The sequence below is a fragment of the Rhizobium sp. BK491 genome, from assembly GCF_014194925.1.
GTDB lineage: Bacteria > Pseudomonadota > Alphaproteobacteria > Rhizobiales > Rhizobiaceae > Rhizobium.
Genome location: NZ_JACIAR010000008.1, coordinates 32,677 through 54,408, shown reverse-complemented (window position 1 = coordinate 54,408; position 21,732 = coordinate 32,677). Strand labels below are relative to the sequence as shown.

Here is a 21,732-nt window from a genome sequence, read left to right as displayed (position 1 = left end):
CGGAAGCGACAACGAGGGGGTAATTCCATTTGCACGTTCGAGTGCGTTCTCCGCTTGCATCAACCCATCGGGTGGAACGCATGTCGTGCGTGGCCATGATAGACGTGGATATACTTGGAAAGCGCCTGACAGATGTCCCTCTTCAGTCTAGCATTTACAGAACGTCGACCGGACCTTGGACAGACGAAGAAAATGACCTGATCGTCGTGGATTATTTCACGATGCTTGCTGATGACATCGCAGGACTCCCCTATAGCAAGTCTGAGCATAATCGGCGAATGCAGGAGAAAATCGATCGTTCTCGAAAGTCCATCGAGTTCAAGCACCAAAATATAAGCGCCGTACTCAAGGGGTTGGGCGAGGACTGGATTCCCGGCTACAGGCCAGCTTTCCATTTCCAGGCATCATTGGTCGACGCAGTGGCGCGCTGGTTCGCGCAAAATCCGCATTGGCTGGCTCGGACACCGGCTTCCGACCCATCCCGTTCACTATCTGATCCGCCTACCGTATATCTGTACCCCTTTAATGTTCAGGGGCCCCCCTGTGCACAGATGACAAATGCGATATCTTAATCGCTTCCGCTTCTACAGCCGTGCCAGACACGGCGCCGTGCCCGCCAACTAGCTCCCTATCGGTGGATTGCGAGGAAGTTAGATAGGGCAACGGAAGCCCGCCGCTCTGAGGCTACGTTGCTTGGCGTCCAAAGGAAACGCCGTCACTGGAAACTCGGGACGCCGATGAACCCACTCTCATTCTCAAACATGCTGTAAGCATGAGTATCATCCACGTATCCGCTTTGAGTCGCTGCGCCAAATGCTCCTCCGATCAGATAGGAGATCCCAATCGCGGGCAGGTAGGCGAGCCCCATCGTCTCACTCTGAGGAATGTGACCAAGTTCATGCCCTCTATTGTTGGCTTCCTCTCCGTTCTCGTTCAGAGAGACATGGTTGCCGCTCATGGCTGGCGCTTCGAGCACCTCCTCATCGCCAACAACGACATTTCCAATCGTGAAGGCGCTCCCAATCTTCGGATTATACTCCCAAGCCCCATTGTTCCACTCCGGGGCTTTGAACCCTGACAGGGTTAGCCCTAATGCGTGGCCAATGAACATATTAGCTGCAGCCGAAATAACCCCGGCAGTTGCTCCCCGCAACGCTCCCTTCCCGATATCGTCACCGGTAAACGCCGCATAAGCGCCGCCCGCTGCTGCCCCTCTGAGTGCCGAATTCAGGGTATAGTCTATCGTTCCATCAAGGCCGTTGTCGGCGCCAGCAAACGAAAGGCGTTCAGAAAATATCTCAGCCGAAACGACGCCGACAATTGCACCTCCAACAGTGGCCTGAGGCACATCACCGCCGAACAGCGCGGCATTGGTGAAGCCGGACAGACCGCCGGCAAACGCGTACGCTAGCGGGCCTCCACCAAGTTCTGCGCCAACCCAGTAGAATGCCCCGCCAATAGCTCCCGTCAGCGCGCCCTGAAGTATGTTAGAATGGTTGGCGGCCGCTGCCGTAGCACCCAGAATTGCCCCTACTATGATCGGAACAAACCAGGCGAAGCGGCCGTCGCGATCCTGATACGTGAAAGGGTCACCGTTTCCGTATACATAACTGCCGATCAGTGCACTTTGGCCACTGAAGTGAAACTCAGGCTCAGGAACAAGAAAGACCGATTGAGCGGGCGAAAAGGCGCGCCCCCCCATGACATATAGCGACAACTCGGGGATGAACGGTATGTTGGCAAGACCCGTGCGCGATGCCTGAGGCACGCCTGGATCTCCCGCCGGTTGGCCATATGCAGAGAAGATAGCTGACTTCTGGTCCGTCCCCGTGTGGAGCGTACGAGGCGAGCCCTGTCCGTCGAGCACTGCGTAAGACCGGTCGCTGTTGCTATCAAACATTAGGAATGGGCCAACACCCTTCAGAGCAAAGCGACATTTTTGGTTCGCGCAAGCAATGTCGGGGCCGAACAGAGTTGTTCCATCCTGTCCGCCTACCTGACTCAGCCGCCCCATCGCATCATACTCAAGGGTCGTTCTGGAACGCGGACTGCTCACGGCTTGAAGCAGGCCACGATCATCGTAGTCAAATGTCGTCGAGCCTATGGACTCGATCCTTCCATCCTTTCGATAAGTCACGACTTGTCCGCCAATGGTCCGAGGACCATCGGCCGCATAGATCGCAGTAGAATCGTACGTGTAGTCCCCGATCGCTGAGCTCTTCGCAATTCGCCCAAACGCGTCGAAGACGAACGACTCCGTCGGCCGTACTAGCTCGCTCCCATCAGACGATAAGTTCTCGATGGAGGTTACCCGCCCGAGATCGTCTCGCTTGATCGTCGTTCTGGAGCCCGGCTGCTCTACAGTGTTGACGCGGCCAACGCGGTCGTAGCCATACGTCTCCAGGAAGGTGGTTACTCCATCTGCGGTCGTCGCGCTCACCTCGCACAAGCGCGCAATTTGTCCCCCGCACTGGCCGTCAATTGGGGATTGATACTTAAGTGATACGGTACCGACCTCCGGAAGGTCAAATGTCGTAGGTTGGCCCGCAAGTGAAACGCCACTGGTGCGGAGGATGGTCCCAGAGGGGCCGTCGACTTCACGCAGTATCCCACCATCATAGCTTAGGCGATACTGCGTCCCGAGAGCTGTGATGCTCATAATACGGTGCCTGAAATCGTAAGTTCGTAGCACGCGCTGAGACGTTCCGCCGACGGCATAGGTAGTGCTAGTCGCATCGCCTATCGAATTATATTCGAAGACCTCCGAGGTATTGCCGAAGGTGATCTTAGCAAGCCTTCCCTTGCCATGAGCGGAAGCCGAGTCGTAGACGAAAACAACTGCATCCGCGCTAGTCGGGTCGCCGAAAGTGTACTTCGTCGGTCGTCCGAGCAGGTCGTAGTCCACGTACTTGGACACGCCGCCATTAGTTACTGCCGATTTGGTCCGTCCATTCGCGTCGTAGGTGTATGACATGCTGCCGCCGTTCACGTCCCACACCTCGGTAACCTGACCCAGGGCGTTGTAGGTCATCTTGGTAGATAGCCGGCCCTGTTTCATCACCTGCAGGAGTCTTCCGGCGGAATCGTAGCCAGCGGTAACTTCGGCGATCCGTGGAAGTGCCATCGCGTGCGCGCAAGTCACACCTGACGCTCCACGTGATTCAGCCGCGAATATACTCGAGATGGTGCCATGTTCATCGATCTCGCTTCCTCGGATTTCTCCGTTGGGCTCAATCTGCAGTGTTTCGGCGCCAACAAAGCAGTTCTTGCTGACCTCCCCGTTGGGGTCTATGGTTTCGATCAGCCGGTCGAGAATGTCGTGGCGGTAGGTCGTCGCCTTGACGGCGACGCTGCGTAACGCGGGCCCTCGCTGCGAGGCGACGGTACCCGTTGGCGAATAGATCCACTCTGCGTCAAGCCAGGTCGCCTCCGGCCCTCGCGATGAAAGCTTGACGAGACGGCCGAGCCCGTCCCGCCGCTCGTAGGTTTCGTCTCCCGCGGAGTCGGTCGCATGCACGACCTGCAATCCGCTATCGCTCGAATAGTCCCAAGCAACCCAGCCGGAAACATCATCAGGCAAAGTCTCGCGGGTCTTCCGCCCAAGCTCATCGTATTCACTCCTGATGGTGTCGCCGTTTGCATCGACCACTCTGCTTGCGAGACCTAGGGGGCCGCCGGCCAATCCTTCACCATCGACGCCGTAATAGTAGATTTGGGTCGTCAAACCCAATGGGTTCGTGAGGGTGCGCGGCCAATTGCCCGTAAAATCGTAAGCGGTGCGAAACGCCGCGCCGTCGGGCAGGCGTCGACAAATGACATTGCCATATTGGTCGTATGCGATAGAGGTCGTTATCGGCGTGTCGCCCTCGAATGTGGTCTCGGACGTCTTGAGGTATCGGCCCGCCGAGTGGGCAATGAGTGTGGAGCCGCAAGTGACGGTCTCGTCGTAGTGATACGCTGTTTTAGAGTAGGTTTTGCCAGTCGTTGCATCGCTGACCGTCTCGCCAGTCACGATCCCCAGAACGCCGGTCGCGTTTCGCAGATATCTCCTGCTCATCTTGATAGCGCTGGACGCGCCGTTCAGGGACGTGGTGATCAAGTCAGTCACGCGATTGCCCAGATCATCATAGTCGTATTGGGCAGTCTTGGTCAGGTAGCAGTTGCCGTCACATTGACTGCTGGCGATCTGTAGCGGTGCAATGAATGTGCTCGGGCCTCGAGCTTGCTGCCGGTAAGTTATGACGGTGTCCGCATACCTCTTGTCTTGGTCATCGCCGACTGACACCTCATAAGGACGCCCCTTCATCAAAGCGACCGGCGCACCGAAGTCATCGTTCGTGGGCACGGCGGCGCCGCCCTGATGAAAGCGGAAGCGCACGATCTTCCTGCGTCCGTCGCCGCCGACAGGATACGTCACGACGGCTGAGCCAAAGCCACGGAACTCACGCTGGTCGGCGTTGTAGTAGCCGTCCTCGTAGCCGAAGCTCAGTTCTAGCGCTGGATCGCCCGGTGCAGGTTGCAATTGAACGGACTGAAGTACCGGCGTTGGTCCCAACAGGTGGCGTTGGGTAAACGGATCCAGCCACTGATAGTCGAAGCGGATCGAAAGTCCGCTCGGAAGGCTCACTGTCGACACGGCCCATGGGGCGTCATGTCCTCCTTGCGTCCATGTCGCCATTGATCCACCTGCACCGATGCAGGCCAAACCGGCTCGACCATTTCCCAATATGTCACCAACGAGACATTGGGCGGAAAGATCTCCCGGCTGAGGACCATTAGTCCAAAGAGTCAATTGTCCAGGCCCGCCAGTAAACTCGCCGACCTGCCAACCCCCATTGCTCACGTGGCAAAGAATACCGCTCTTGCGGTTGGCCAAAAAGCCTCCCGTACCGCACGCGGTAGACACAGCACCTTGTGGTTCGGGGCCGCCAATCCACGTAGCGGTATACCAGTTGCTACCTGTCGGCGTCGAAACCGTCCATTGCCCGCCACCCTGGTAACAGGCTATTCCGGTCCTGACATCTCCGCTGAAGTCGCCGGTAAGGCAGTCTCGAATAGGGAGGGCTGGGGCTGGCCCTGTGTTCCACGTCTGGAGTAGCCATCCTGTTCCGGTCGACAGCGCAACCTGCCAATCGCCTCGAGCTCCGGCATAGCACGCGATGTCAGCGCGACCAGCTCCGTTGAAGTTACCGGTAATGCAGGAATCCACTGCTGCGCCACTGGGCGTCGGACCGCCATTCCACTGATGCAGTTGCCAGCCGCTACCCGTCGAAAGGGCGACCTCCCAATTTCCGCCGCCGAGGTGACATGCGATTCCAGTCCTTCCATGTCCCTCAAAATCACCAGCGAAACAATCTCGCAACGGAAACGGGGGAATGCCCCAAGTTATCTTCCCGGATCCAAACTGCTGCACACCCGCAGGACGCGGGCCTCCCTCCCAGTCTGACGTCGTCCAACCTGTTCCTGTCGAAAGCGAAACTGTCCACCGTCGGGCGTCGGGACCGCTGCCATCCACGGCGTAACACGCAAGCCCTGTCCGGCCGCTATTGTCGAAAGTCCCGGAGAAGCACCAGTCATGAACCGACCAATCGGGATAAGGTTCGTAGCCCCGAGGGGCTATTCGGTGAACATGAACCGGCGTTCCCCTATCCCACAGTGATGTGTTCCACTTTGCACCATCGTAGGATGCCACTTGCCACTGCGTGCTCGGCTTCGCCTTGCGACCGCTGCCGGAGCCATGCATGTGCAAGTAACATGCAATTTCCGCTCGCCCGTGGCCAGTGAAGTCCCCGCCGAAGCAGAGGCTGCGCATTGGTAGATCGCTACGCCTCGTTGTGCCGCCGAGATACACAGAATCGGGAGTCGGCCCCCCGGGCGAGGTGATGCTCGCGTCCGGTGCGTGGTTGGCAAAGTAGTCGATTCTAAAGGCTTGCGTTAGATTTCCCGACGGGCCGGACTCACCTACCTGTCGGAGCACAAACGCTGCGATCTCGGGATGACGATCGTACACAAATGCATATTGGCGAACCGGCTTTCCGAGTTCCACGATGGAGATTTTCTGCAAGACTAACGCGTTCCGGTCTTCGAACCCGAGCGCGTAGCTCGCCGTCGATAGATCGTCCGGCGCGTAGGAGAAAAGCAATTCAAAGGGTGGCAGTTGGTTCGATTGGCTGCCGTAGCTGATGGCTTTGATGTAGGGCCGACCGCCAATATTCTCGTACTCGACGGTGGCGACGTTTCCCTGCCGATCAACAACCTTGTCCAGGTACCAAGCGGCCACGCGCCCGCTTTTGGGATCATGAAGTGTTGTATTCGGTGTGGCGCCAAAGGTGGACGTCGTTCCGTCGGGGCTTCGAACCACAAACGATGAGCGGGATCGATTCACCGTCAACAGTTTGTCGTCGGCCACAGGCCGAAAGGTGGTCGTATCGGTAGCGACGAGGTCGGCCACACCCGCCGATGTTCGCAAGCTGAAGTCCGCTGCAGAGTAGTCAATCCCTTGAGCGTCCTTCCGCACAATCCGGGGAAGTTGGAGTTCCCACCCCAATCCCAGTGGCCCCGTCGTTCCCGCCGCCATGCGGGGCTCCATCGATAATCCCAACGAGGGACGGATGGCCGGGAAGAGCAGCGGCAACTCAAAATTCGGTTGGCCGGCAAAAAGGTTGGGCAGAAAACTATCAAGCGACGTCGAAGGCCCGCCGGATCCGGGAGCACGATCGCTCATCAATGAGGAAACGGACGAGACTTCGAAATGGGATACTTGCTGCGCGTTTGACGAAGCCACCTGCCCGGCTCCAGCAGCGGGTGGCATTAGTGAGAGCGAGACGGCCAAAACGTAGCAGAGCACCCGTCGCATGCTGGTGGACCTTCATTACTTCGACTTCCCTATATCACGGAAAACGTCCATCGTGCAGTCGAGAACTGGTGGCCGAGTGGGGTAGTCAATAGAAACGGCGTGTCGTGGCGCGGTCCCACCGCCGAATGCCAGAGTGAGCCCATCGACCGACGTCGTGGATTGCTGCCAAGGCTTGAACGACAAACCAGTCCTTCTCGACAAGCGCAAGAGATGGAAGGCCAAAGTGCTCTTGGACTTCAAGAAACGTCTGGCGATAAGGAGCGGGGAGGACGCCAACGCCGAAACTGGCAACCGAACACAGGCGAGTAAACACTGTCCCGCGATTGGTCTGGTTCATGGCGGGCTGGCCACCGTGACCATCGTTTGAAATATCTAACCTGTTGAGGTTCCGCAGCTAGAGCAAGCCCCAGGCTCGACAGCTCCCCCTCCCCGTCAGCTCGCGAACGCCGAGCTGGGCGACCAGATCGAGCGCTGCACGATGGCTCACCTTCAACTCCTTTACTATCAGCGATGAAGACACGATGGGCCGTTTCAATAGCAACTCTACAACGCCCGCCAGACTGCTGGACAGACTGCTGGACGATCGCTTTCCCTTCAGCTTGCGCTCGAGCTGCTCCCTCGCCTGTCCGAGCCGGATGACTTCCTTCATAGCCAGTTCGGCACCACCAGCCATAGCGTCAAGGCCGGCAAGCAATCGTGAGGTTCGGTTTGGCGATCGGCGCCGCTCCCGTGGAACCACCTTAAGGCCTGAGCAAAATCCGGATAGATGCGAGCTCACCTTTCGGCGCGAGCGGAGATAAGAATTCACGAGCTGGACGCCAAGCCAGTGCTGCCGCTGTAGAGGCTCCATGCATTCCCATGCGTCCTACAGGATCGCCGCCGCCAACGGAAGCTGGCTGGGCTTCGACCTGTTCCAGGACTGCACTCCACTCTGAAAGCCGACCTTCCTTGTCCCATTCCGGATCTCGGACAATGAGCTCGCCAATCGCGATGGGATCTGCCCTGGGTGCTTGATCCCTCTCCATAACATCGAGTGCGCGCGAAGAACGTTCAAGAATCGTATCGATTTCGGCCAACTCCGCAGCGAAACCATCTTCGTCGTCATCCGATCCCTTCTCGCCCGGCGATGGCTCTCTCCCCTCTCCTGCGGTTCGCCCGGTCATGCCGGCGATCCCGGTCTTGCTCGTCCCCCAGTCAGCCTTCGCGCTGGCGATGCGCCGCCGAGTCCGCAGGATCGCATGAGCGATGGTGATTTCATGGGTCGGAGCGCGAACATCCCGATCTGCATCGTGGAGAACGAGATCCTCGATATGGACAAGCTCGCCGGCGACCCACATGCTGGCAACCAACTCGGAGAAATGTGCCCTTTCCGCGTGGCCCTGCCCAACCGGGCTACGCCGGACAATCTCATCGAGGCGTGCGAGCCGATCCTCAGCCCGCGCAACGGCTGGGAGCCCCCGCTATCGGGGTATTCTCTAATTTGCGTCTTATTAACCATATGAATTAACGCTTTTATTTTCCCCAACGGAACTGTTCTTCAGACTATGTTCCGCTAGAGATTACGATGGCGGGTTGATCTTATAACCATCGATAAGTATCAAGTATCGATAGTGATGTGGTTAGGCCTTGACCAACTTACGGAAACGGCCATATGATCGCGCAGAATGTCGAAAAACGGTGCAAATCGCCATCTGCTCGACGAGAGACGCACCCTGGAGCATCCATCATGACCGTTACCGTCAAGGTCGCCGAGGCCAAAACCCATCTGTCCGAGCTGCTGGCGAAAGTCGAATCCGGCGAAGAGGTGATTATCGCGCGAGGCAACACGCCCGTCGCCCGTCTCTCTCGCATCCGCCGCGACAACGACGTCGATGCGTTGATCGCCGAAATCAAGGCCCAGCGCGCCGGCCGTCCCGTCACCACGCAGGACGAAATCCGCGAATGGCGCGATGAAGGCCGACGGTACTGATGTCCTTCGTTCTCGATGCCTCCATCGCCGCCGCCTGGTTTCTGCCCGACGAGCAGCACGATGCCGCCGACCGGCTGATGTCGGAGATGCGGTCGACGATCGGTCTCGTGCCGGCGCTGTTCTGGTTCGAGACGCGCAATCTATTCCTGATGGCCGAACGGCGTGGCCGGCTTCGCCCGGGCGAACCACTTCTGCTGATGACCCAGCTGCGCGGATTGCCGCTCGAGGACGCCGGATCGGGCGGAGATGGGCTGGTGCTGGACCTGGCGGCCCGTTACACGCTGACCGCATACGACGCGAGTTATGTCGCGCTTGCCAGAACGCACGGATTACCTCTGGCCACCGGCGACCGAAAGATGGCCGCCGCCGCCCGCGGTGAGGGGATCCCCGTTGTGGGGCCACTCGAACATGAGCACTGAACTGCGGCTTTCAGGCCATAAAATTCTAAAGCGTGCCGAGGAACTCGACGCGCTCGATGCGATCCTGCCATTCGACCGGCGCGATCAGCTCGCTGAGCTTCTGACCGACGACGATGTCGCCACGCTGAAACATCTCGCCAGCGAGGGCATGGGCGACAATACGATGCGGGCGCTGGCGTCCGACCTTGGCTATCTTGAGGCCTGGTGTTCCGTGGCGACTGGCGCCCCCCTCCCCTGGCCTGCGCCCGAAAGCCTGCTGTTGAAATTCGTCGCGCACCATCTGTGGACCCCTGCCGAACGAGAAGCCACTCCCGACCACGGCATGCCCGAAGATGTGGCGATCGTACTTCGCGCCAAGGGGCTGCTGAGAAGTATCGGCCCGCATGCGCCGGCCACCGTTCGCCGACGGTTGACCAGCTGGTCGATCCTGACCCGTTGGCGTGGCCTGACCGGATCGTTTTCGGCGCCGTCGCTGAAGAGCGCCCTGCGTCTGGCGGTTCGCGCCAGCAATCGGCCGCGGCAAAGGAAAAGCAAGAAGGCGGTGACCGGCGATATCCTTGCCCAGCTGCTGACCGCTTGTGCCGGCGATCGGCTGGTCGATCTGCGCGACCGGACGCTTCTGCTGATGGCCTTCGCATCCGGCGGCCGTCGGCGTTCCGAAGTGGCGGGACTACGCGTCGAGGACCTAGTGGACGAGGAACCGGTTCGCGCCAATCCCGCCGACGAGCACTCCCCTCTCCTGCCCTGCCTGACAATCCATCTCGGCCGTACAAAAACCACGTCGGCTGATGACGACGAGCATGTCGTGCTGATCGGCCGACCGGTAACTGCGCTCAAGCAGTGGCTCGAACAGGCAAAGATTGAAGCAGGACCGGTTTTCCGTCGTATCGACCAATGGGGCAATCTGGATCGGCGGGCGATGACACCCCAATCCGTCAACCTCATCCTGAAAACCCGCATCAAACAGGCCGGCCTCGACCCCGTGCAGTTTTCTGCGCATGGACTTCGCTCGGGTTACCTCACCGAAGCTGCGAAGCGGGGTATTCCTTTGCTCGAAGCTATGCAGCAATCGACGCACAAGTCGGTCACCCAGGCGTCGGGCTACTACAACAATACCGAACGGAAGATGGGACGCGCCGCCCGCCTCGTCGTCTGATCAAACCCGCCGTAGCTCGCCGACGCGGAGCCCCGTTTCAAGCGCGATGAGCTTGAAGGCTGAACGGAGGATCTGACGTATCGTTTGCGAGCGACGAGACGAGCCGGATGTCGGATACGGTGCGGTTGCGCCCCCCTCTCTTTGCATCGTAGAGCAGCCCATCGATCCTCTTGTAAAATGATGACCAGGTCTCACCAGGGGCCAGTACTCCTGCACCGAAACTTGCTGTCACGGATCCCAGATCCGGGTCTGTGAACTTGCAGGACTGGATTGCCAACCTCAATCGCTCAGCGCATTCCTGCGCCTCCCTGGCGGAGGTGTCTGGCAAAAACACCGCAAATTCTTCCCCTCCCATCCGCCCGAGGATGTCACCTGTTCGAAGGGAAAGCTCCAATTGCCGTGCAACGGCCTTCAGCACTATGTCACCAACATCATGACCGTACTGATCATTGATACTCTTGAACTTGTCGATATCGCACAGCAGCAAAGCGTGCCCGCCTTTGCGCAGGCGACCCGCAATCCGTTCCTCGAAGCCACGGCGGTTGAAAACACCTGTCAGGTGGTCAACGTCGCGCTGATGCCGCAGATCGTCGATTACATCGGTGACCGCAGCGGCGAGAATGGCCATCGCGAGACTTGCGCCTAACACACCAAGCGAGAGCTGCAGAGCCTGCCAGAAGATCGAGTTTGCGAATGCCGCCCTGTCTGACGGAGCTGACAATCCTATCGTAAGCAAGGTCCGAGGAAAAAACTGGATAGAGAAAACCAGCAAGATCCAGAATAAGACCCTGTCGACAACACGGCCCCGCATTAGTCCCGACAGACGCAACGCGGTGACCAGAAGGACAAAGCCGTACCCGAAACTTTGAATATAAACCCGCGCAAGCAGGTTTCTGTCGACATAGAAGAAATAGGCCAACAAAGCCGTGAACCCACAGACGATCATGACATCCGCGTATAGTCCAAACGTCTTACCCGACCGCAACAGAAGGCCCTCAGCGGCGGTGATAACGGCCGCCGTATAAATTGCCCCCGAGACAACCGCGTTCGGCCCCGCGCCGGATGGCAAGCTGAATATCTGGGATCCAGCAGCCAAGGCGAAGAAGACACAGGCACCCGCCAAAACCAGAAGGTAGTGACGCTTACGATCGATCAGCCAGGTACAGACAAAAGAGATTCCGAAAATCAACAGAATGCCGGGGATGACCAACTGGAGCGTGGTCCTGACAATCGCAGCATCCATCCTGTCCAACCTGAGATCTGTGGAGTTAGTCCTTGCCGTGCTCAGCTGCCGATTGGGTCATACGAAAAAAGGTTTGTTAAACCGAAAAGGAAATAGCTCAAATTGAGCGAACTAAAGCCATAGTGACCGATTTACTGGCATGGCAACGCCGTCCCTTATTGCGGAGATCTGGTTACAGGCCAAATAAGAAATCTACGGTGCATGATGGAACACGAAAAAAAGATTGAAACGTCCCACGGTCAGATCGCTGTCTACGACTCACCTGGCCGCCGACTTCCCGTTATCATGATTCACGCCAACTCCCTCTGTAAGGAAACATTCCATTTTCAGATCGAGGCCCTTGCCAACAAACACCGGATCGTCGCCGTCGACCTGCCTGGCCATGGTCAATCTTCCGATGCGACCGATCCACTGCATACCTACAACTTCAATGGATATGCCGACGCTATCTGCGAAGTCACTGACGCACTCGACCTCGACCGTTTCGCCCTGCTCGGCCACTCGCTCGGCGGCCATGTCGCCCTGGAACTCATGAGGCTCCTACCCGAAAAGATTGTCGGGGCGATGATCTTTGGTACACCACCAATCCCACCGTGCTCAGAAGGTGCTGCGCTCGGCTTCGTTCCCAATCCGGAATTCGCTTACACTGGAAAAGAGACGCTGACCGAGCAGGAAATCCACATGGTCGTCGCCCTCGCTCTCGGACCTGACGCTGTCCACGATGCGTTCTGGAAAATAGCTGTCAGACGAACCGACGGACGGTCGCGTCGGATGATGATCGATGCAGCTCTGGCCGGAAAACACCCCGATCAACGCACCCTTGTCGCAACTTCGCCTGTTCCACTGGCTATCGTCAACGGCGCCGACGACCCTGTGATCAATCTCGATTACATCGACAGCCTGACCTTCAGGAACCTCTGGAACAGCGGCGCTGCCCGCCTGGAAAATGCCGGGCATGGTCTCCACTGGCAAAAGCACAAGGAGTTCAATGCCCTGCTAAACAGCTTCCTTGCCGACGTTGCGTGAGACAGAGACAGCCGGCAAAGCGGTAAAACACCCGAAATTCGCACGACGAGTTCTCGATCACCGAGCCGCTTTCACAGCGTCCTTCTGCGAAGCATCGTCCAGGGCATAAGAGCCTCGTTTGAAGACAGGCTTTACAGCTGTAAAGTTCGGCACCGCGAAAAGGGGAGGGCGCTACTTTACAACTGTAAAGTCCTCTCCGCGACATGACATCAGTATCGCGAGCCTTCGATTGCGCACCTATCCCGTTAACTTTTGATTAACTAAAAAAGGCTTGTGGAATCGGACGACCTCTGCCAATCATGACGGAAATTGCCCCATAAAGTGAATTAAACCGTCAAGAGGATCGGATGCATCAAATCGCATCTAAGAGCGTCACAGATACCGCATCAAAAATCGGCGTATACACGTCGAAACTTTCTGCGGAGCTCCGAGATATGCGGGAGGCGGTCTATCCGCCCGAGGCGCGGAAGACATTTTCAAAAACCTTCTCAACCGTCGATCTTGTTCGTCTCCTCGGCGTACCTGAGAGCACCTTGCGCCAGCTCACTATCGAGGGAAAGGGGCCCGTCCCTGACAGGGCTGAGAACAACCGTCGAACTTACACCGTCGAACAGGTCCGAGAACTCCGCTCCTTCCTGGCAACTCTACGTCCGGACGAGGCGGGGCATCTCCTGCCTTACCGCCGAAAGGGCGAGAAACTCCAGATCCTCGCCACCGCAAATTTCAAAGGCGGAAGCTCCAAAACAACCACCTCCATCCATCTTGCCCACTTTCTGGGCCTCCAAGGCTATCGTGTCCTTTGCGTTGATCTCGATCCACAGGCATCGATGACGGCCCTTTTCGGTATCCAACCCGAATTCGACCTAGGCGATAACGAAACCGCCTTTGCTGCTATTCGCTACGACAACGAGCGGCGGTCCTTCCTTGACGTCATCCGGCCCACCTATTTCCCAGGCGTCGATCTCGTTCCTGGCAATCTCGAGCTCATGGACTTTGAGTTTGACACCCCCAACTACCTGACATCGAAAACACGTGACGAACTCGGTCTTTTCTTTGAGCGCATCAATACTGCGATAGCCACTGTAGACGACCGTTATGATTTCGTCATCCTCGATACGCCACCTTCCCTAGGCTACTCGACGCTCGCTGCCCTGTACGCAGCAACCTCGCTCATCATCACCGTGCACCCGGCGATGCTCGATGTCGCCTCCTGCAATCAGTTTTTGCTGATGATTTCGGATCTAGCCGAGGTTCTGGAGCAGTTCGGCGCGAGATTCGAGCATGACTTTTTCCGCTTTCTACTCACCCGCGTAAATCCGAACGATGGTCCGCAGAAATACATGGGCGGCGTGATGCGCCGGCTATTTGGGGATGACGTTCTCGTTGCGGAAGCAGTCGAGTCTACTGCAATCGCCGGAGCGGCCGTCGCTAAAAAATCTCTCTACGAGCTGGAGACCGGCGAAGTCGGAAGAGAAGCCCTTAAGCGGGCACTCGAAAGCGCCGACAGGGTCAATTTTGAAATCCTTGCACTTGCCCATAAAGTCTGGGGTCGCAGCACATGAAAAAGAGCATCCTTCAACGTATGGCCGAGGAGGCGGTCAATCGCACCGAGTCGGTCGAAGCCGATACCTCCGAGAAATTGATCCCTGCAAGACGGCACTCGTCGCCTGTCATCGCCAATGTGGGTAAATCGCTGACTCAACTGGGTGAAGACAGCATTCTCTCGCTCGATCCATCCAGGATTGATCGGTCGCCCTATCAAGATCGCTTCAGCAACGACCATGATGCCAATGTCGAACTTGAAGCCTTAAAGATCTCCATTGCGGCAGAGGGGCAGAAAATACCTGTCCTTGTCCGGCCGCACCCGACCAAACCTGACCACTATCAGCTCGCCTACGGTCACCGCCGTCTGGCCGCGATAAAATCGTTGATGGCAGAGGCCGAACGTCCGGAGACGGTCAAGATAAAGGCGCATGTGCGCAATCTTACGGACCGCCAACTGATCGAAGAACAGGCTGTTGAAAACGGCGTACGTGAAAACCTGACCTGGATCGAACAAGCCATGTGGGCTGTTCAGCTCAAGGAAGCCGGTTTGTCTCACCGCGCAATTTGCCCGGTTTTGGCGCTCTCAGAAGCAGCCGTGTCGCATCTGTTCCGTGTAACATCCGTCATTCCCGCTGATATCATCTTTGCCATCGGTCGCGCCAAATCCGTCGGCCGTCCGAAGTGGACCGCTTTCGCTGAGCTTCTAAAGGACGATAGCAAGATAGCCGCAGTTCGCGAGATCTTGGACACTGCCGATTTTCAATCGAAGGATGGAGCGGGCCGTATCGCGATGGCAATGGACACCGCCAATGGCATCATTCCTACGAAGCCGGACGAGTCGCGCGATGTGATCAACTTTACGCTCGGCGAACGGCTGTTCGGGCGCATGAAAAGTTCGTCGACAGGTACCACGGTCACCATCCCGAAAAAGCAAGATGCGTTCGCTCGCTGGTTGGCGGAACGGATGCCTGAGCTCGTACGGGAGTACGATCATCAATTGGGCCGCATAAAATGAGGTCCGATAAAGCAGTTTATCTGATTCATAAGGAGCGATAGCGCAAAGAAAAAGGCCACCAAAACGTTCCCGTCGTGGAAGCCTTCCTCAAGTCCTTAAGCAAGATCGAGAATCGCATTTCCACGAATCACAGTCAAGAGTCTTGGCGCCGTTTTTGGTGAGCGGATTTCTTTTGCCTTTTGAAAGGTGAAGAAATGGATAGTGGACATGTGACGACGCCCTTTGGGCGGCGGTCGATGACGTTTGCCTCGTTGTCGCGGCAACGACAAATCAGCGAAGCAAAGCCTGAGACCGCCCGAAACAAATGGAAGCTCTTCAGAGCCGTCTGTGAAGCTAGAGAGGCGCTTAATGTTTCCGATCGGTCTCTGTCGGTTCTCGATGCTTTATTATCGTTCTACCCGTCCGATGAGCTCACTTCGAAGAACGATCTGATCGTCTTTCCCTCAAACGCCCAGCTTTCAATACGGGCAAGGGGCATGACTGCTGCTACGTTGAGACGACATCTGGCCGCTCTAGTCGACGCCGGCCTTATCCTTCGCAAGGATAGCGCCAATGGCAAGCGCTTTGCCCGGCGGAGCAGGGCAGGGGAGATTAATGAAGCTTTCGGCTTCAATTTGGCCCCGCTGTTGTCCCGCGCAAAGGAGATCGAAGACATCGCCGCCAAAATCGCCGCCGACCGGGAGCTTTTCCATGCAACACGGGAACGGATCAGCCTCTGCCGCCGCGACATAACCAAACTCATCCAGCTAGCAATAGACGGATGTGTAGAAGGCGAATGGAGCCAACTTCACGACCGATTCCGCGCCTTCCTTGCGTCTTTGCCCCGTCAGCCGTCACTCGACGAACTCCAGTTTCTACTCAGCCGCTTGATCGAACTTCGCACGACTATCGTCAAGCTATTGCACGAACACGATAAAATGCAAAATATGTGCGCCAGAGAGTCCCAAAATGAGCGCCACATACAGGATTCACAAACACAATCCTTTTATGAATCTGAAGCAGAGCAAAACACACCGCCAGCCGAAACTTCCAACCCACCGGCAGCCGCCCGACCTGCTAAGGAAAAGCACCGAGCCGTCAAACAGGCTCTGGAAGAACCGATCCAATCTTTAAAACCCGCTGTCGCTCTGGACACAGTGCTGCGAGCCTGCAGTGAAATTCACCCTTATGGGCCCGGTGGATCGATCAGATCGTGGCGAGACCTGCTCGCAGCGACAGCCGTCCTACGATCAATGCTGCAAATAAGCCCATCGGCCTTCCATCAAGCATGCCTTGTCATGGGACCAGAAAATGCTGGCGCTGCCATAGCTTGTATCTTCGAAAAGGGTGGGCAGATCAATTCTGCAGGTGCGTACCTGCGCGATCTCACCAGACGAGCCACACAGCGCCAATTCACGATCAAACCAATGGTCTCGGCCCTGCTGAGGTCCAAGGCAGGCCCATCGTGAAATGAAGCAACCGCTGTCGCCAGGAATTAGGAGCAACCGGCATCAGCAGCTATGCGGAGCGGTTGCGAACAACTGGTTCGTCATGCGTCAAGCACGGATAATGGGACAGACAGGCTCAAATTCGTATGCCTGATATCGCAATGGCATATGGACCACCAGCGCGATATTCGGTATCTGCAGGATACTTGTTGCGATGCTGAAACATCGCCGAAGACACTCAAGGCCTCTCAAAGTGAAAAAAGTTCAACGCAGCTTTACCGTCGAGTACAGATCGGGCCGACGAAAACTCAATTCCAATCCGAACTCTATTTGGGGACACATGGACCTCAAATCCGTCGCGCAGGATCTGCAGGATGACGCAAGGCCTTTCTTGACGCCAATGTCTCAGGTCGGCAGCGAAAAGGCTTTGACCGGCGAAGAACAATCCTCCGCACTATTGACACTGCCGATGGCGCAAGAGACAAATGTGCTGGCTTTACAGGAGACCAGAATGGCCGACGAAAACAATACGATGACTGTTGCTGACGCGCCGGCCGCAGAGGCGCCCGATGTACCCAAGAAGGAGCGCAAACCTCGCGCCAGGAAGGCGGTGCCTGAAATCGCCTCGGCAACGGTTTCGCCGCAACCGGCAGCGGCATCGAATGCCGCAGCGGTCAAGCCGAAGAGAGGACGCAAGGCAAAGTCCGACGAGGCTGCGACAAGCGCCAAGCGTGCGCCTGTCAAACGCGCTCCGAAGGCCGTGCAAGCGGCGGCTGCACCCTCGGTGGCGGCAGTTGACGAGTTTGCGGATCTTCTGCAGCTGGAAGAGGAAAACCAAAGACTGCGCAAGCTGCTGGCCGAGAAGCTCCGTGCCGAAAATGCCGATCTGCGAAAGCGGCTCAACCTCGCTTGATCGGCAGCAGCCGATCAAGCCCTGGCCGCATTCACGAGGTTATATCGAAGCGAACATATTGGCGGCGGCTAGTCCTGCCGCCAACGCTTTTGCCCGCTGCCTGCATGCGGGCTAGAATACGAGGTCGAATAAATGGCGTCTCCATGGAAACTTCTTGCTCGGCTGGTGTCACCGCGACGTCAGCAGCGCCAGGAACATGCCTCGACCGATGACGTGAAGCCGGACCTGTTGGCTATCGCCAACCTGACTGAAACGGCTGCCGATAACGGATTGAACACCGGGGCGCCTCCGGTCGACGAAAAGCCGATCGCCGACGAACAATCGGCGGCGGTGTCAGCGGATCCGGATCATTCCGACGAAACGGCAAGTGGTGTCGACAGCACGGCCGATATTGGAGGCGCCGAGCCCGGGAAGACGGCTGATCCGGACTTGTCCGATGAGGCGGCTACGGTTGCACACGCCGGACCAAAACTCTTGCAGACTGGCGAAGGCGTTACGCGAAAGCGCAGGAAATTGGCCAAGTCAGCGGAGCCGGTTGAAGCTGTTTTGCCTCCCTCTGCAGCCGCTCCCTCCGCTTCTGACGACACGATCAGTCTTGATGAAGAAATCAAGCTGCTCAGGAACCAACTCGCGCGTAAGCTTCAACTGCAAAATGCACAGCTGAAGAGGATGCTGGAGCGGTTCGAACGCTGAACGTCTCATTCAATACATGGACAACTCCTCGTTTGCTCGGCAGGGTGTCACACTGCCTCCTTTCCATTAGCGCTCGGCTGCTAACATTCACCGTGACCCGAGGGTTTTCGTGACTCCCCCGTCATCGATGCGCTTCGACCTGCAACTAGGCCAGAGTGCCTCGTAGGGGTTTCCGGAGCCGTGGGTGTGCTGAGGTCACCAACCTGATTGCCGTCACAGCTCAGACAACGCCCTGTGCTCGGCCGCAGCTGCCTTCAGCGTTTCGATTGTTCGGTTTCCCTCGCGAAACAGGTTGAGCATCACAGCTGCCGCAAGCTCGACGTCCGGATTGTCCTTGGGCAAACCGCGCCGCGCCCGCCATTCCTCGAGCACGATGTCCAGGATTTCCAGCTCCTCCGGCCCAAAGGTGGTTTCCAGAAACTGATGCATGCTCGAATGACCTCTTTACAAGTGACGGCCGCAATGTGGGGAGGGATCGGCGCGGATCAAGGGCGGATTCGAATGGGAGCGGTTGCAGAGAGGAAGAGGAGGGAAGGGGAGCTGCGACGGATTGAGAGGGTTGGAGAGAGGCTCCGGCCGGTCCGTCACGGAGAAACTGACATGGCACAAGCCATCCAGAAAATCACCCTCAGTTCAGCTCGGGATATTCCCTTCAATAAGCTGGTACTCAGCCAGCAGAACGTCCGCAAGATCAAGGCCGGCGTCTCGATCGAGGACCTGGCGGAAGACATCGCCCATCGCGGGCTGCTGACCAGCCTCAACGTCCGCCCGGAACTCGACGGCGATGGCAACGAGACCGGCATCTATCGTATCCCGGCCGGCGGTCGTCGCTATCGCGCCCTTGAGCGGCTGGTTGCGCAGAAGCGACTGGCCAAAGCCGCCCGCGTTCCCTGCATCGTCAGTAAAGGCGAGACGCTGGAGGTCGAGGATTCGCTCGCCGAGAACGTCCATCGCGTCAGCCTTCATCCGCTCGATCAGTTCCGCGCATTCCAGACTCTCCGGGAGCAGGGGCTTGGCGAGGAGGAGATCGCGGCGCGCTTCTTCGTCTCGGTTGCCACCGTCAAGCAGCGCCTGCGGCTGGCCTCCGTCTCGCCGCGGCTTCTCGATCTTTATGCCGAAGACGAGATGACGCTCGAGCAGATCATGGCCTTCTCGATCACCAACGACCATGTTCGCCAGGAGCAAGTATGGGATACGGTGTCGCGTTCGCATAGCCGGGAACCTTATTATATTCGCCGGCTGCTGACAGAGACCGCCATCCGCGCTAGCGACCGCCGCGCCGTCTATGTCGGTATCGAGGCCTATGAAGCGGCCGGTGGCGTGACCATGCGCGATCTGTTCGACCAGGATCAGGGCGGCTGGCTGCAGGATCCGGCACTGCTCGAGCAGCTCGTGATGGAGAAGCTGAAGGCTGACGCCGAGGCGATCCGCGTGAGCGAAGGCTGGAAGTGGGTCGAAGCCACTTTTGATTTCCCCTACGGTCACACGTCCGGGCTGCGCCGCTTCTATGGCGAGCAGGTCGAAATGACAGAAGACGAACTGGCCCGCTATGATGCCACCCGCGCCGAATACGACAAGCTCGACGCGGAATATGCGGAAGCAGACGAGTACTCGGAAGCGACCGAACAGAGGCTGGAGGAGCTTGGTAGCGAACTCGACCGCCTGAATGACCGTCCATATGTGTTCGATCCGCAAGAGGTTGCCCGCGGCGGCGTCTTCGTCTCGCTTGGCGCCAGCGGCGAACTCAAGTTCGAGCGCGGCTTTGTGCGGCCCGAGGATGAGCCGAAGTGCGAGACCGATCCCTCCGCTGAGGCCGGCGATAATGACGTCGATCAAGGCAATGATCTTGCGGCAAGCGGTGCCACCAGCGGGGAGGGCGCCCAACCGGACGACGAGGACGAAACGATCAAGCCGCTTCCCGATCGCCTGATCCTCGATCTGACAGCGGCGCGCACGGTTGCTTTGCGCAATGCACTCGCGAACGATCCTGTCATCGCCTTCGTCGCGGTCCTGCACGCCTTCGTCCTAAAGGCCTTTTACGTCTACGGCTCGGATTCATGCCTGGAGGTGACGCTGCAGAGCACCCGCTTCAGCCAGACGCCGGGGCTCGGCGACACGGTCTGGGCGAAGGAGATCGATCAGCGGCATGAAGGCTGGGGCCAGGATCTGCCCAAGGATCCGAACGATCTCTGGGATTTCTTGATCACGCTCGACGAGGTCAGCCAGCAGGCGTTGTTTGCGCATTGCGCCTCGTTGTCGGTCAATGCGGTGATCGAACCATGGAACAAGCGCACCCGGGCGATTGCGCATGCCGATCAGCTTGCCCGCTCGATCGGTTTCGACATGGTCGAAGCCGGCTGGACAGCGACCGCCGACAACTATCTCGGCCGTGTCACCAAGGCACGCATCCTGCAGGCGGTGCGAGAAGCCAAGGGTGACCAGGCAGCGGAGTTCATTGGCCATCTGAAGAAGACCGACATGGCCCGCGAGGCCGAACGGTTAATGGCCGGGAGTGGTTGGCTTCCGGAGCCCCTCCGTCTCGTGACAGATTTCGCTTCCGTCGACGACGCGACGTGCGAAAACGCCGAGATTCTGAGCGGTGATGCCACCGGGAGCGGCAATTCCGATCTCCCAGCGTTCCTGACTGATAGCGGGGACGATGCCCACGCTGCGACTGACGAAGTCAACGAAGAACGGCATCTCGACGCCGCCGAATAACTGTCTTCCCAGTTCAACCAACGGCCCGGCTCCGAAAGGAGACCGGGCCGCTTCCATATTCAGGAGCATTTCAATGCCCGACTTTACGATCGAATCCACCTTTCACCTGCCGGTATTTCGGCATCGAACTTATGCGGCTGACACGCTCGAGGCCGCCTGCCGGGCCGCCGTCGACGACGACAATTGGGATCTCGCCGAGAAAGACTACGATTCCTCCGGCGAGGTTCATATCACCGGCGTCTGGGAAGGCGCCCATGGCGCCTATACCGGACCGTCAGTCCCGGTGCCCTCGCAATTCGATGAAGCTGTCCAGCGGCGTGCACGTCATTTCGAGATCCTGCTCGGCCTGTTGAAGATGTTCTTCGACGACGCACACGCAGCACGTTCTCCCTCGCCCGACTGGCTTGCCCGTTCGGCCTGGGAGATTGCGCGTGGTGAGGCCATTCTTGGCAACGCTCCGGATCCCGATGAGCCTGTGGAACGCCAAAGGCGAACCATATCCTGGCGCGACTACAGGAAGATCAGGTTCGCAATGCGATCGCCGCCGTACCGGAGGTCGATGACAATTTCCGAGCGCTTTCGCCGACGGCCATAACCGACGACGACATCCACACCGCCTGCCTCACGATCGCGACGACGATGGATGCTCGGACGTCGTCGGCAATGCCGAATTCCAGGCAGCGCTTGCAGCGATCCGGGCAGCGCATCAGCGCCTCCATCCAGCCTGACTGACCATCAGCCATTTCACTTCC

17 protein-coding genes and 1 pseudogene are annotated in these 21,732 nt (G+C 58.1%); 13 read left to right on the top strand and 5 right to left on the bottom strand.

Going from position 1 to position 21,732, the window contains the following annotated elements; translation table 11 throughout:
* Window positions 1-715 precede the first annotated feature (715 nt).
* Complete coding sequence (locus FHX05_RS30870; RefSeq protein ID WP_183875385.1) at window positions 716-6,784, bottom strand: hypothetical protein; 6,069 nt, start codon at window positions 6,782-6,784, stop codon at window positions 716-718.
* 244 nt (window positions 6,785-7,028) lie between these two features.
* On the opposite strand from FHX05_RS30870, the gene FHX05_RS25665 reads away from it, so the two are divergent.
* A complete protein-coding gene (locus FHX05_RS25665; protein ID WP_183875383.1) occupies window positions 7,029-7,223 on the top strand; it encodes a hypothetical protein in 195 nt (64 codons plus the stop codon).
* A gap of 27 nt (window positions 7,224-7,250) precedes the next feature.
* Here the strand turns inward: FHX05_RS25665 and FHX05_RS30865 are convergent, their stop codons facing one another.
* Entirely contained in the window at window positions 7,251-7,706 is a 456-nt protein-coding gene (locus tag FHX05_RS30865; protein WP_348648344.1) for a DUF1612 domain-containing protein, read from the bottom strand.
* Complete coding sequence (locus FHX05_RS30860) at window positions 7,597-8,019, bottom strand: hypothetical protein (RefSeq protein ID WP_348648346.1); 423 nt, start codon at window positions 8,017-8,019, stop codon at window positions 7,597-7,599. The genes FHX05_RS30865 and FHX05_RS30860 overlap by 110 nt, the downstream gene beginning before the upstream one ends.
* A 75-nt stretch (window positions 8,020-8,094) precedes the next feature.
* Between FHX05_RS30860 and FHX05_RS30855 the strand changes: the two genes are divergently transcribed.
* The 4 genes from FHX05_RS30855 to FHX05_RS25645 all read left to right on the top strand — a co-directional run bounded on the left by FHX05_RS30855 (window position 8,095) and on the right by FHX05_RS25645 (window position 10,400).
* Window positions 8,095-8,358 (top strand): hypothetical protein, encoded by a 264-nt coding sequence (locus tag FHX05_RS30855; RefSeq protein ID WP_348648343.1) that lies wholly within the window; start codon window positions 8,095-8,097, stop codon window positions 8,356-8,358.
* 224 nt (window positions 8,359-8,582) lie between these two features.
* On the top strand, window positions 8,583-8,825 hold the full coding sequence (locus FHX05_RS25655) for a type II toxin-antitoxin system prevent-host-death family antitoxin (RefSeq protein WP_183715472.1): 243 nt from the start codon (window positions 8,583-8,585) through the stop codon (window positions 8,823-8,825).
* Window positions 8,825-9,244: a type II toxin-antitoxin system VapC family toxin gene (locus tag FHX05_RS25650; RefSeq protein WP_183715470.1), complete on the top strand. Its 420-nt coding sequence runs from the start codon at window positions 8,825-8,827 to the stop codon at window positions 9,242-9,244. The genes FHX05_RS25655 and FHX05_RS25650 overlap by 1 nt, the downstream gene beginning before the upstream one ends.
* Window positions 9,234-10,400, top strand: a complete 1,167-nt coding sequence (locus FHX05_RS25645) for a site-specific integrase (protein WP_183875381.1) — start codon at window positions 9,234-9,236, stop codon at window positions 10,398-10,400. Before FHX05_RS25650 ends, FHX05_RS25645 begins: the two co-directional genes overlap by 11 nt.
* Window positions 10,401-10,437: 37 nt before the next feature.
* Here the strand turns inward: FHX05_RS25645 and FHX05_RS25640 are convergent, their stop codons facing one another.
* The gene (locus FHX05_RS25640) at window positions 10,438-11,643 is read right to left on the bottom strand and encodes a GGDEF domain-containing protein (RefSeq protein ID WP_183875379.1); all 1,206 of its coding nucleotides are present in this window, start codon (window positions 11,641-11,643) and stop codon (window positions 10,438-10,440) included.
* Window positions 11,644-11,844: 201 nt separating this feature from the next.
* Between FHX05_RS25640 and FHX05_RS25635 the strand changes: the two genes are divergently transcribed.
* The 6 genes from FHX05_RS25635 (at window position 11,845) to FHX05_RS25610 (ending at window position 18,262) form a co-directional block, all read left to right on the top strand.
* Window positions 11,845-12,669, top strand: a complete 825-nt coding sequence (locus FHX05_RS25635; RefSeq protein WP_246699101.1) for an alpha/beta hydrolase — start codon at window positions 11,845-11,847, stop codon at window positions 12,667-12,669.
* 347 nt (window positions 12,670-13,016) lie between these two features.
* Window positions 13,017-14,231, top strand: a complete 1,215-nt coding sequence (gene repA / locus FHX05_RS25630) for a plasmid partitioning protein RepA (protein WP_183715464.1) — start codon at window positions 13,017-13,019, stop codon at window positions 14,229-14,231.
* Window positions 14,228-15,229: a plasmid partitioning protein RepB gene (repB, locus tag FHX05_RS25625; protein ID WP_183875377.1), complete on the top strand. Its 1,002-nt coding sequence runs from the start codon at window positions 14,228-14,230 to the stop codon at window positions 15,227-15,229. The genes repA and repB overlap by 4 nt, the downstream gene beginning before the upstream one ends.
* 194 nt (window positions 15,230-15,423) lie before the next feature.
* A complete protein-coding gene (gene repC / locus FHX05_RS25620) occupies window positions 15,424-16,677 on the top strand; it encodes a plasmid replication protein RepC (protein ID WP_183875375.1) in 1,254 nt (417 codons plus the stop codon).
* A 232-nt stretch (window positions 16,678-16,909) separates the two neighbouring features.
* Window positions 16,910-17,569 carry a transcriptional regulator gene (locus tag FHX05_RS25615; RefSeq protein WP_183715458.1) on the top strand — a complete coding sequence of 220 codons (660 nt, stop codon included), beginning with the start codon at window positions 16,910-16,912 and terminating at the stop codon, window positions 17,567-17,569.
* 132 nt (window positions 17,570-17,701) lie between these two features.
* Window positions 17,702-18,262, top strand: coding sequence for a hypothetical protein (locus FHX05_RS25610; protein ID WP_183875373.1), 561 nt, complete (start codon window positions 17,702-17,704; stop codon window positions 18,260-18,262).
* A gap of 213 nt (window positions 18,263-18,475) precedes the next feature.
* Here FHX05_RS25610 and FHX05_RS25605 read toward each other — a convergent pair whose 3' ends face one another.
* On the bottom strand, window positions 18,476-18,691 hold the full coding sequence (locus FHX05_RS25605; protein ID WP_183875371.1) for a hypothetical protein: 216 nt from the start codon (window positions 18,689-18,691) through the stop codon (window positions 18,476-18,478).
* A gap of 171 nt (window positions 18,692-18,862) precedes the next feature.
* On the opposite strand from FHX05_RS25605, the gene FHX05_RS25600 reads away from it, so the two are divergent.
* Together FHX05_RS25600 and FHX05_RS25595 are read left to right on the top strand one after the other, a co-directional pair.
* Window positions 18,863-20,980 carry a ParB/RepB/Spo0J family partition protein gene (locus tag FHX05_RS25600; protein ID WP_183875369.1) on the top strand — a complete coding sequence of 706 codons (2,118 nt, stop codon included), beginning with the start codon at window positions 18,863-18,865 and terminating at the stop codon, window positions 20,978-20,980.
* A 73-nt stretch (window positions 20,981-21,053) separates the two neighbouring features.
* Window positions 21,054-21,708: pseudogene (locus FHX05_RS25595) on the top strand (hypothetical protein).
* Window positions 21,709-21,732 lie beyond the last annotated feature (24 nt).